Origin of the sequence: Phormidium pseudopriestleyi FRX01 (assembly GCF_017313335.1) — a bacterium.
GTDB lineage: Bacteria > Cyanobacteriota > Cyanobacteriia > Cyanobacteriales > Laspinemataceae > Laspinema > Laspinema pseudopriestleyi.
The window spans coordinates 1-11,091 of the sequence record NZ_JAFLQW010000166.1; the positions used below are offsets into that span (position 1 = coordinate 1).

The window sequence follows — 11,091 nt, forward strand, 5'->3', positions numbered from 1 at the left end:
AACGATCGCGCCATTCCCGCCAGTTCCTGAATGGGCAAATTTTCATCCAGATTTTGCTCCAAATCTCCATGAGCTAAGGTGGCAGCAGTTTGACTGAGAATCACAATAGGACGAACAATCCGCTGAGTCAACCAGGTCCCGAGGGCCACTGCCCCCATGATGGCTAACACTCCCAACCCCATGCTCTGTTTAAAAGATTTATACAATGGTCCCATTAAATCCGCTTCCGGGATAACCGTTATAATCCTCCAATTCAGCCCATTTTCTCCATTTTTATAGGGCAAACTATGAGCAAAATAATGTTGTCCTTGCTCTATAAAATGCCAGCTATAGAGTGGATCTATTTGACTCCCATTCAAAAGACTTGAAAGCACATATTCACTGGTGGCACGGACCAAAGGATGAGAACTTTCCCGCGCCCATTTCCGATGAATCACTCCCTGGTAACTTTTACTAATCGGAGATTCCCCGGTGGAACTAGCAATTAATTTTCCATCGGGTTCTATGATAAAAATAACCCCCGACTCTCCTAATTTAATTTTTTGTAAAAACTGATTAACTTGGCTCAGGGGTAAATTAATTCCAAAAACTCCGGTCAAGGTTTGAGTAATCGGGTCCCTAAGCGGCCAACTCGCATTAATGGCTAACTCTTGGCTATCCCACCGTTGAAAGGTAGGCGTCCAGGTTGGTGCTTGTTGCTGTTTGGCAGCGAGATACCAGGGACGTTCTCGAACATCCCAATCCGATGGAAGTTTTTCGGTTTGTCGCGGCTCTAGGCTAGGTTGTCCGTGAGAATCAATGGTGTATTGATTCAGAGTCTGACCCTCGATATGATTAATCACCCCCAGGGTCTTTTGACCCTGAATATTACTAGCAATTCTGACATCCCCTTGTTCGTTCCCATAGAGAATAGAGGGAATCTGATGGAAGCTGAAAATTTCCCAGATTAACTGGCGTTCTATCTCGTCTAAATTCTGCGGATCTAGGCGCTCCAACTGAACGGCATTAACATTACTTCGGTTAATTTGTTCCGCTAGAGAGAGATAGTTGTTCAAGTACAAATCCACTCTGTCCCGGGCTTTCGTAATTAACTGATGGGCCACCAAACTGATCGCCTCATGACTGCGATACAAAAATAGAGAATTGGTCACTCCTACGGTAAAGACTAGCAGCAGAACCAGGGTTACATTTAAGAGGACTTGCAGCGGGATTCTCAATCGATATCTTGAAAAGATAACTCCCATAGCCAGTTAGAAAACACTAAAGAACTCAAGAAAAAATATGAACGGGGAAAATTTATTCACCATGAACCCTTGGCTGGGTGGCTTTTCTCTGCCTACCCTAGAGATCAGGAGTCTGATTCTACTTCTGTCATTTAGTTTACCCGATTTTGATTCGTAATCGTCTAAAATCGCCTAATATAGTGAATAACGACATGGATATAGGAGTTTAAAAGTGCCTAAAGAGCCGGATAAGGATACCCAAACTCAGACCCTTCAGGATAGCACAAATCCAGGGAGCCAAATCACTAAATTAGCCCCGGGCCCTCACGGTCGTCCGATCGCCGCAAATAATAACCCCGCCAAGGAATCTGAGTTAATGGGTTATCTGGATTAAGGGATTACAAACGCTTCTGAATCGGTCAATCGATGGGCATCATTAACCCTTTCGCCGAAATGAGCGCTTCACCACCCCTATCTTCCCGCTCTGATCGGGGTGGAAACGGGCGCTGAAGTCCGGTTTTTCTGGGACTGGCTTGATCATCAAGCTTTAAAGGGTTTAATGGCAAAATCTCCCAGGGTCACGGTATAGCTAGAACGCACTTGGGCGATCGCAAAACCCATAATCACCTCACAAGCAACTGCCACCGTGAGCGTGACTAAATTTCTCGCCAACGGATAATCGCAAATATCATCCTGAACTGGGGAAGGAATGCGATACACTTCGTTCCAAATAATTTCCGCATAATCCGTCGCGAGTCCTACATGAAGACAGGGGATTTCCTCAGTGGCACAGCAATCCGCCACTGCTTTTCGAGACCCACTATTGTCAAAGGTATCGATGACTAAGCCGGTTTGATTCCCGATGAGTTTACTGGCATTTTCAGCGGTCAATTCTTTAGCCTGGGCGTCAATTTTAATTCCAACCGCCCGATAGAGACTGTTAGCTAAAATCTTAGCTTTAAATGCGCCAATATCTGAACGATAGTAAGGCTGGGTAGAAAGATTGCGCTCCTCAATGCGATCGCGATCAATGACCATCAGCCGTTGTAAGCCACTGCGGGCTAAACTTTCAGTCAGATTCGCACCCAAAGCACCCGCCCCACAAATGGTCACCGGAAATCCCTGGAGTTTCGCCATGACGGACGGTGTTCTATAGAGTTGTTCGTGAAAATAAATCGACATTTTTCTGGGTAAGTCTACAAAAAACATTTGAGAAAGATTACTCTAACCCTTCATCTTGATTTTCAATCACTCCAATCAGGGATTGCAAATCAAAATCGCGGTCTCTTCCGCTCAAACAAATCCCGGAACTGAACACGGTTAAATCTTGTTTAAAAATCGCCGAAGTATGCTGTTCCCCGGTCCGGGTAGTCCAGTTAACAGTCCAATATTCATCCCCACTTTCCTGAAAACTCTGTAACTCACCTCCGCCCATTTTTAACGCCGATTGCAACCGTTTTTCATCCTGGTAATGCTGCCAATTTGGATTAAATTCGGCTATTTTTCCGCAGACTTGTTCGTAAACCGTTCGCATTTCTGGAGTCAGTCCTTTAAAACTCAAGTCTTTGGGCTGAGTTAAGCGCTTTAACTCGGTTCTAAGCTGTTCCGTGGGCAGTGGGTCGGCACGGCGATCGCACTCTTCAAACCAGCCATTTTTGCCATCCCAACGCACTACTACGGGGTCAAACTTGCCCCCTTCTTCCACCAAATGAACGACCACAGGTTTGACCGTTCCCGTGCGCTGAATCCAGTCTGATTCATTCATCGGATAAGCCAACCAAGTTTGACCGCGCAGGGGATAAGCTAACCACAACCGCGCTTGGGGAAATTGTTCCAAATATTCGGCAATTTGCATGAAATCTGCCGGTTCAACAAGCTGGGCTTTTCCAGGGGCGATCGCCTCAAAAATTCCCCAGCCTTCAAACCCTCTGGGCTCAATCTCAAAGGTATAAATTATCCCCGCCATCCGCAGTCGGACTCGCCCCCCCTGCACCGCTGGGGCAAGAAACTGTTTTCCCTGCAAATCAGCCTCTTGAATCGCCAATTCTTTGAGCAGGTGACGAATATTTTTCATCGGCTTTTCTCCTGAACCAATTGGCTTCATTTTTCCGGAATTTTTACTAGATGTATAACCTTATAGAGAGCGAGACGCTCCCACGCCTTTATCTATTTCGTTGAGGTTCGGTTTATCCCAGGACCAGATATTCCGGTGGCACTTCATCCACGAGCCAAACCCCATTATCGGAGCAGTAAAATAAATGCCCAGCTTGGTGCATTTCGGCAGCTTTAATGGTGAACACTACAGGTTTACCCTGACGCATTCCCACTTGTCTAGCAGTGTCAATATCAGGGGATAAATGAACATGATGGCGCGCTCTTTTTTGTAATCCCTGGGCCAAAATAGACTCAACCGCTTGATGTCCCGTGCCATGATAGAGAATATCCGGGGGACAACGGGGTTCGAGTTGCAAATCTATGGGAATACTATGCCCTTGATTTGCCCGAATTCGAGTGCCGGTGGAATCGAAGGAAAAGCGCTGTTTATTGCTTGTTTCAACCACTAAATTCAGTTCTGAACGGGTGAGGGGGAACTGGTGCGCTTGTGCGGCTGCTAATAAGGCTTCCACCGCAACCCACCCCCCGGGTTCCAGTTCTAATCCGATTTCCCCGGGATTGTGTCTTAAGTGATAGCTGAGATATTTACTGATTTTAATCAATTGAGAATTTTGGGTCATCAAAGTTTCTAGATTTAATGGCTGAATCAAAGGTTGATATAGCGCGTTTTGCAGGAGGTGAATAATTTAAAAAGGGAGGGGGAGCATCTTGCTCCCGAATACTGATAGGGAGCAAGATGCTCCCACTCCTGAATTCTATTGTCATCATGATTTAGACTGGCTATAGATGCGCTCTAATGGGGATAGAGATATCCCTGCCCTTCTTTTAAACAAAAGGATGGGTAAATTCAGAGATTAAGTCAATTCTACCTTTTCGTAAGACAGCCGGGTCCAGTCGTTCTGTTGTGTTACAAGTCATTAAAAACACCAGCTTTTGTTGAGCTTTGATTCCCTCCGTATCTAAGACGCTTTGATATAAAGTACCATCGAGTAAGCTGAGGATATGTTCAGTTTTATTGCTGCGTTGAGCGGCTGCGCTTCCCCGGTCTTGGGCGAGGTTATCTGCTTCATTAATAATGATGCAAATTTTTTCTAAATAACTGGGGGGAACAAAATTTTCTACGGCATCATGGTCGAGAATAAAAATCACATATCCCAATGGGACTAGAATTTCTTTGGCAACGGCTTGGGTCCAAGCTGTTTTGCCGGTTCCCGGTGCGCCATGAACCAGGACTGCGAGTTGCGGTTGGGTAAAGATGGCTTCTTGGACGCGATCGGTAAAGCTTTGAATATCGGCAGGAAAGGTGCGAATGGGGAATTCGCTATGAACTTGACCGACACGGCTTTGATAGCCACTGAGCATGACTGCTAGATTGTAGGTGGCTTTGTTAATGAGCGATCGCAAGTCGTTGGCAATCAGAGTATATTGAAATTGATTGCGGCCAATATTTTGAATGCGCCCGAGGTGGTCGATTTGTAGCCAAATGTCCTGTTTTTTCCAATAGGCATAAACGGTCCCGATTATTTCAATACGCTCCCAAGTGGAAAACCGCTCGATGGGATAATAAAAATGCCGGTCTTGGTAATATTGGGTAATCAAATCGGGCCGACCCAAGAGGTCGAGAACTTTGAAAATGGTAATCTCTTGGAGGCGTTTGAGGACGTAATCAATTGGGATGCTGTCCCGGCTGACGAATTGCACCACGGGGGTTTCTGCGGCCAGCATATCGGCGGTGCGATAATTGGGTCCAGCGGGTGCGGGAGTAATGTAATCCCAAAACTCGTTGAAATCTCCTCGGGTGTATTCGGAAAAAACATTTAAAATATTGGCCCACCAGGTGAAATTTTGACGACCTAATGCATCGGCAATATCACTACTAACATCTAAGGTTTTGTGGGCCAATTCCCCTGGGTCTTTAGAGGCGAGATGGAAAAAATAACTCCAATCAAATTCCCGGGATAAGGGTCGCCAACCTGCTCCCAGTAATCCCCGGTCTTGATTGGAGTTGCGATCGCGAAGCTCGTTTCCGTTGTCAAAGTTGCCAAATGCCATAATTTAAGTGAGTTTTGATGGCCTAACTAAATTGAAAGTTTGCACTGAGCTTTTAATGAGTTGGAAAATTTAGCCCTTTATTGAAAATAAGGGGGGACGGTTAGTTGCTGTTTATCGAAATGAGGGTGTTGCTACATTGGGGCAAAGTTATTACGGCAAAATTACTGAAATGAAGATGATGTTTTTCATAAAGTCCCTACGGATAGAATGTTAACAAAAATGGGGGGCGATCGCTGAGTTAATGACCCGGGAGATTTCCCCGGGGTCTCCTCCTGGGAATTGTAATAGGTTCCCTGGGTCCGAACCCTCCATTGGCAGCATGGCGATCGCATGGCTTTCGATGGGGACTGATGTCAGGAGCAAACCCCCTCGGGGTAGATCTCTACAGGGAAGGCGATCGCCCCCATTTCAAGTTTATGGCAATTTAAAAAGTTAGGCTTTTGATACTAGCATAATACAGGTATGTTACATTCTTGTCAAGAGGGGAAAAAATTTTTGTGAGCGGGTCTCTATCCCGAGTCTAAATGAATCGGACAATTCCACACAGGAGTGAGAGCAAGATGCTCCAACGGATTAATTTTAGGCTCAGAATGATTTAGATCCTCTCTATCTAGGGTCTGGGGGTATGAGGAGGGGTAGAGATCCGGTGTTGATCTGAAATCTCCCATTACAGGTTGTTCATCCTTCTGTTGGCCCTTATTCTGAATCTAAGGGTTCTGAAGTAGGATAGGCAGGCTATATAGCGGTTCGGTGGCCTCATTCGCGTACAGATATTTAGAGGAGTGCGTAAAGCCCTCGCCCGGGCTTCGCTACGCGAACGCACTCCAAAAATGTACCTCATGACTGTGGGAAAGGCTATAGTAAAAGAAGGAAGCCACCCAGGATAAAATCGAGGGGTTCTATTATGCAATTAGCCGATTCAGAGATTGATTTATTTTACCATCTATACTATTCTCTTTTAATTTATGTGAATCAAAAAATTGGTCTTTTTGCAGGCATTTGTGGTTCAGAGGAAATGACAGAACTGACGCATTTACAGGTGAATGAACTCCGTCAGCGACTCTATGCCTACCCCTATATTTTTGAATTATTTGCCGAAGAAAATCCCTTAAAATTCTCTCCAGATTTACTCCAAATTGTTTTCAGTTGGCAGAATTTTATTTCGGGGAGATTTTATATTTATAGTTATCAAGAAAATTATGCTGTGTTGATTGCCGATCGCCCTCCGAGTAAAGCCTACGGGGTGTTAGCCTTAGATTGTCCCTTTCCGGAACTGGTCGGGAGTGTTTTGCCGGTGATGGTGGAAACGGTACTCTTACCCTTTAAAAACAAAATTATTTACGATGGCACTTTACAAGCCTATCCCTTTTATTTAGGCTTGAGCATTAAAGGGAGTCTCACTGAAACCTATCATCATGCCGTCGAAAAATTTGGAATTATCGACTCTTTGACCAAATTGGAGGCAAAGCCAGAAGCCCCATCACCTCAGTCCGAGGATGAACTCGGCCCCCTGAGCGATGGTGAACGGCTAAAATTTTATCTCCAGAGTGAAGAGAATCGAAAAAAATATGAAGTTCAAATTCAAGAATTAGTTAAAAAAACTATCGATTTAAAAGTTATCTATTACCAAGAAATGGGGAGGTTGTATGCAGAAGTTTATCTGGAGCGTTGGCGAGAAATTGGGATAAAAAAGGGCTGGATTGCCCTGTTTGAAGAAATGCCGATCGCCAGCGGTGGCACGAAAGCCGAAGTGGAGGGAATTTTAAAGAAAATTATCCCTGCCGATCGCCGAAAATTCGTCTATATTTTTCGCCTCAAACCCGGCGATCGATAAAATCAGGGGGACTCGCACCCTTTTCCCCCTCAGCTTGGACTGGAAAGCTCTTCACCCACTGACTCCCTACATCGAAGGGCATAAACTAGGAACAAATTAGGGTGCTGCAGGGTTAGACATCGATTAGAATCACCGTCTGGTGAACATTAAGATTTTCTACGGGACTCCCGAGGTGGCCCCACGAATGGCAAATCAACGAATCATCAAAAACAACAAATTGAGTTTACAAGTACGGCAGATTTACCGATGGATGGGAATTTCCATCATGATGTTGGCTGCGGTTTGCCTAGCCATCCCCGGGCGATCGCAAGACTCTGCCGGGGTGATGCGCTTGATGCAAACCAATCAGTGCCAAGCCTGTATTCTGACCGGTGCCAACCTGAGTAATACTGACCTCACGGGTGCGGATCTGAGTGGTTCTAACCTCACCAGTGCCAATCTCCTAGGGTCCGATTTGAGAGGGGCCAATCTGACCGGCGTCAACCTCACGGGAGCCAACTTACAAAGTGTCAATCTTCGCGGGGCCAATCTGACCGGCGTCAACCTCACTGGGGCCAATTTATCTCGGAGTCAGCTCGTGGGTGCAGTTTTATTTTTAATTAACCTCGCGAATGCAGATTTGTCCGAAGCCAATTTAAGCGGGACGGATCTCAGCCGCATCTACATTGAGCAAGCGAACCTGAATGGTGCACAACTGCAGGGGAGCAATCTCACCGGTGCCGAACTCTTCGGGGTGACCCTCAACAATGCCAACCTCAGTGGTGCGATTCTCAATAGTGCCAATCTCAGTGGAGCCAGTGCGCGGCAAGCGTTCCTGCAAGGAACACAGATGCAAGGAACCAGTCTCAGAAATGCTAACCTGAGCAGAAGTAACTTGCGAGGAGCTTTGTTAACCCAGGCGGACCTCTCCGGTGCGGATTTATGGAATGCCGATATGCATGGGGTCGTTCTCAATGACGCGATTTTGATTAATACTCAGCTCAGAAATGTCCAGCTTCAGGGAGCGAGTTTAGAGGGGACAATTCTCTCTGGTGCGGACCTAGAGGGGGCTATTCTCACCGGGGCAACCTTCCGCAATGTCCAACTCACTGGCACTAATCTGCGAGGGGCGGATCTCACTCAGATTGAGATTGAGAATGTCGATTTTACCCAAGGGATAATTTGTGACGCTATTTTACCCGATGGCAGAACAGCCCGGTGCCGCTAACTGGAGTAGTAGAGTAGGGTGGGCTTTTTCCCACCCTACAGTTGCCTGATTCTCACCCACCACCACCTTCCCACTACCACCTTGATAGGGCTAGTTTCTTGTAGGGGCGCAAGCATTGCGCCCCTACTATAAATACACCTTGACAGGCGTCGGGTTTCTCTCTAGGGCCCAGGGAGCGCGGGGACCAAGGCCCGGACTCGGGTATTTTGGAGTCAGGGCAATCCCTGGGGTAGAAATTTGTTCGGTTGACTGTTAAAATAATCGGCTATGAAGATTTTTGAGTTGAATTGAACGACCAAAACCAAGAGTCAGGGATTAGAAATCAAATGTTAATTTTATGGGACAGAGCTTGAACTGAAGGGTGATTGAAGCCTACCCAGTCATGACTCTGATTGTAGACCTGTAGCCAATCGGTATCAACCGGGTGGGATGAGGTCTAAACTTGTTGAAATTCAGATCCTTACCGGCAGTTGAGGCAGCTTTTCTAAACTGGATTCTCTGGGGAGGAAAGCACGGGAGGTAACTTATAACCGGGCAGTGATTCCGAGAAGAGATGACCATTGACGGTTGATTGCCTCGGGTCCGGGTTAGAATTCAGAGAATCTCGGGTAATCTAAATAGGGTCAATTTGCCTAGTAAAAATAGTAAAAAAAGGGGTCAGTAGAAGCGATCGCCGAATTGAATTAATAGTCAATTGTAGCCCAAATCACTGTTTTAGAGCAGTGGGATGGGGTATCTCTAGGGGGTAAATCTATAAACAATGTCAACCCACTTAGGATGTTTTAACAGCCGAACCCAGAAGGCTCTTAAAGCCCAGAAAATAGCAACTCAGAGGCAGTCCCTCCGGTGGTTGATATTCAAACCCCACCCTTTGATGGATCCGCTGCTCCTCGGGGAATTGAATCGTCCAAAGCGAGTCAAGTCTTTGGCAATACCCGAGGATATTTCCCCGCAACTGCATCGAACTGGAAAGTGGCAGGACTTGATCCTTGGCGAGATATCTGGAATTTCATTCCTGAAGTCTGGAGGAACCAAGTCAAAAACCGATCAATTTTTAGTTGAAAACCGGGTAAACTATTTCCAAGGGCGATACGCTCCCGAAGCATCCTAGACTATTCACTCCTATTCAGGGAACTTTTACCTCGGCGATCGCGGCTTAAATATCCAAGACCGGCGCTTTTAATCTGGCCAATCTTAGAGGGGTTTAACCGTGATAAAAACCAGATTTCCGGGAGCGTCAAAGTCCGCCAAGAATAACCCTAGAGAAGTTCATTATTCAGGTTATGCTCACCTCCCGTAAGGTCAACTTAATTGGTGCTTGTCTGGGATTCGTAACCGTGGGTTTCGGAGCCTTCAGTAATCCCACGATTAATCCAGAAAGCCACACTTGCCCAGATGTCCAAACCATTGGAGGTCAGATTTGCCGGGGACAAGTTCCCAAAGAAATGCCGGAAGAAGCCTGGGGTCAATTTGGAGCCGTTGCTTATCAAGCAGCCGCAGAAGTGATGCGTTCCAATAATTCTGAACCGCAACCTTTAACCGAGACTCAAAAACAATATTTACGCCCCCATTTTGGCGATTTAGTTGATCGGGTAGAAGTAGTTTATAATGCTACTTTAATGGAAGATTGGGTGGCGGCAAGTTTCAAAATTAATGTCGGTGAATCCAACGCTCAAGTTTATGGAAACACCATTTATATTAAGAAGGAGATGAACGAAAAGGACTTTGAGCAACTTGTCCTGCTCTCCCACGAACTCATTCACTGCCAGCAGCACGAACAACTCGGCAGCTTAGGAAATTTTGGCTATCATTATTTCAAGGAATATAAGAAAGCCGGAGAAAACTACAGAAATAATCAATTGGAAGTAGAAGCCTTCGATTTTGAGAAAGAATTTGCGGAATCGTTGTCCAAGAAAATGCCCGGATCTTACCGTCCACGATAATCCCAGTGGCAACGGCTAAATTTTCAACCCGACAGAGGGGATGCTGGCGACAAACAGAGGCACTTACAGGGTAGTCAGTCCCGAGGGTTTAATGCTATCGTGGAAGGAACAAATGGTCAGCTTAAACATCATCCCAACTCAAGACAATCCACTCGCACAAGCAGAAATTATGATTCGATTTAAACTTGCTCCGGCCCTCAGTTTAGCGTTAACCTTGGCGATTACTTCCATCCTCGCTGCGGCACAACCCATGTTTGCCCTGTCTAATCTGAGTCAACCCGTCCCCCAAGTGACGCAAATTGCTCCATCTGGGGCGATCGCCACTCCGCTACATCCGAGTCTGCTGTCTCAAGTTTCCGGCAACTTAGCATCAGTATGGATGACTCCGGAAATCCGCCATCAGGGGACCTTAATTGCTCAGGGGTCCGGAAGTGACCCGATCCGGGATGCCCTCGGATGCTCCTGCGCTATCTGCACCGGCCAGTCACAAATCGAAGTTTAGCACGGAAACGTCGCAGGGGAATCAGAGCGGTAAACTACCCAACGCTGACTGAGTACAGTACAGCGTGGGCCTTAAAAGCCTAATGTTTACCAGACTAAGTGTTTATTCACTACGTTAGAGGCAAGTGTTCAAGTTCTTACCTACGGATGCGTAGCTAGTCTGGAGCTACTAAAACTTAAAGATTAAACAGGCTTATTGGGTTAATCCAGTGTCTT

General features: G+C 46.3%; 12 protein-coding genes. 6 read left to right on the forward strand and 6 right to left on the reverse strand.

Features of this window, described 5'->3' with window-relative positions; all coding sequences use genetic code 11:
* A partial coding sequence (locus J0895_RS06110; protein ID WP_207087225.1) for a sensor histidine kinase occupies window positions 1–1,244 on the reverse strand: 1,244 nt, incomplete at its 3' end.
* A 211-nt stretch (window positions 1,245–1,455) separates the two neighbouring features.
* Here J0895_RS06110 and J0895_RS06115 point away from each other — a divergent pair.
* Entirely contained in the window at window positions 1,456–1,617 is a 162-nt protein-coding gene (locus tag J0895_RS06115) for a hypothetical protein (protein ID WP_207087226.1), read from the forward strand.
* Window positions 1,618–1,763: 146 nt separating this feature from the next.
* On the opposite strand, the gene J0895_RS06120 is transcribed toward J0895_RS06115, so the two are convergent.
* The 5 genes from J0895_RS06120 to J0895_RS06140 all read right to left on the reverse strand — a co-directional run bounded on the left by J0895_RS06120 (window position 1,764) and on the right by J0895_RS06140 (window position 5,753).
* Window positions 1,764–2,405, reverse strand: coding sequence for a ThiF family adenylyltransferase (locus J0895_RS06120; protein WP_207087236.1), 642 nt, complete (start codon window positions 2,403–2,405; stop codon window positions 1,764–1,766).
* A 37-nt stretch (window positions 2,406–2,442) separates the two neighbouring features.
* Entirely contained in the window at window positions 2,443–3,297 is an 855-nt protein-coding gene (locus J0895_RS06125) for a hypothetical protein (RefSeq protein ID WP_207087227.1), read from the reverse strand.
* A 112-nt stretch (window positions 3,298–3,409) separates the two neighbouring features.
* Window positions 3,410–3,958: an RNA 2'-phosphotransferase gene (locus tag J0895_RS06130; RefSeq protein ID WP_207087228.1), complete on the reverse strand. Its 549-nt coding sequence runs from the start codon at window positions 3,956–3,958 to the stop codon at window positions 3,410–3,412.
* A gap of 205 nt (window positions 3,959–4,163) precedes the next feature.
* The gene (locus J0895_RS06135; RefSeq protein WP_207087229.1) at window positions 4,164–5,390 is read right to left on the reverse strand and encodes an AAA family ATPase; all 1,227 of its coding nucleotides are present in this window, start codon (window positions 5,388–5,390) and stop codon (window positions 4,164–4,166) included.
* A gap of 210 nt (window positions 5,391–5,600) precedes the next feature.
* Window positions 5,601–5,753 carry a hypothetical protein gene (locus J0895_RS06140; RefSeq protein WP_207087230.1) on the reverse strand — a complete coding sequence of 51 codons (153 nt, stop codon included), beginning with the start codon at window positions 5,751–5,753 and terminating at the stop codon, window positions 5,601–5,603.
* Between the two features lie 541 nt (window positions 5,754–6,294).
* Between J0895_RS06140 and J0895_RS06145 the strand changes: the two genes are divergently transcribed.
* The 5 genes from J0895_RS06145 to J0895_RS06165 all read left to right on the forward strand — a co-directional run bounded on the left by J0895_RS06145 (window position 6,295) and on the right by J0895_RS06165 (window position 10,876).
* A complete protein-coding gene (locus J0895_RS06145) occupies window positions 6,295–7,224 on the forward strand; it encodes a hypothetical protein (RefSeq protein ID WP_207087231.1) in 930 nt (309 codons plus the stop codon).
* Between the two features lie 139 nt (window positions 7,225–7,363).
* On the forward strand, window positions 7,364–8,431 hold the full coding sequence (locus J0895_RS06150; protein ID WP_207087232.1) for a pentapeptide repeat-containing protein: 1,068 nt from the start codon (window positions 7,364–7,366) through the stop codon (window positions 8,429–8,431).
* An 846-nt stretch (window positions 8,432–9,277) separates the two neighbouring features.
* The gene (locus J0895_RS06155; RefSeq protein ID WP_207087233.1) at window positions 9,278–9,493 is read left to right on the forward strand and encodes a hypothetical protein; all 216 of its coding nucleotides are present in this window, start codon (window positions 9,278–9,280) and stop codon (window positions 9,491–9,493) included.
* A 221-nt stretch (window positions 9,494–9,714) separates the two neighbouring features.
* The gene (locus tag J0895_RS06160; protein WP_207087234.1) at window positions 9,715–10,374 is read left to right on the forward strand and encodes a DUF4157 domain-containing protein; all 660 of its coding nucleotides are present in this window, start codon (window positions 9,715–9,717) and stop codon (window positions 10,372–10,374) included.
* Between the two features lie 91 nt (window positions 10,375–10,465).
* Window positions 10,466–10,876, forward strand: a complete 411-nt coding sequence (locus tag J0895_RS06165) for a hypothetical protein (RefSeq protein ID WP_207087235.1) — start codon at window positions 10,466–10,468, stop codon at window positions 10,874–10,876.
* Window positions 10,877–11,091 lie beyond the last annotated feature (215 nt).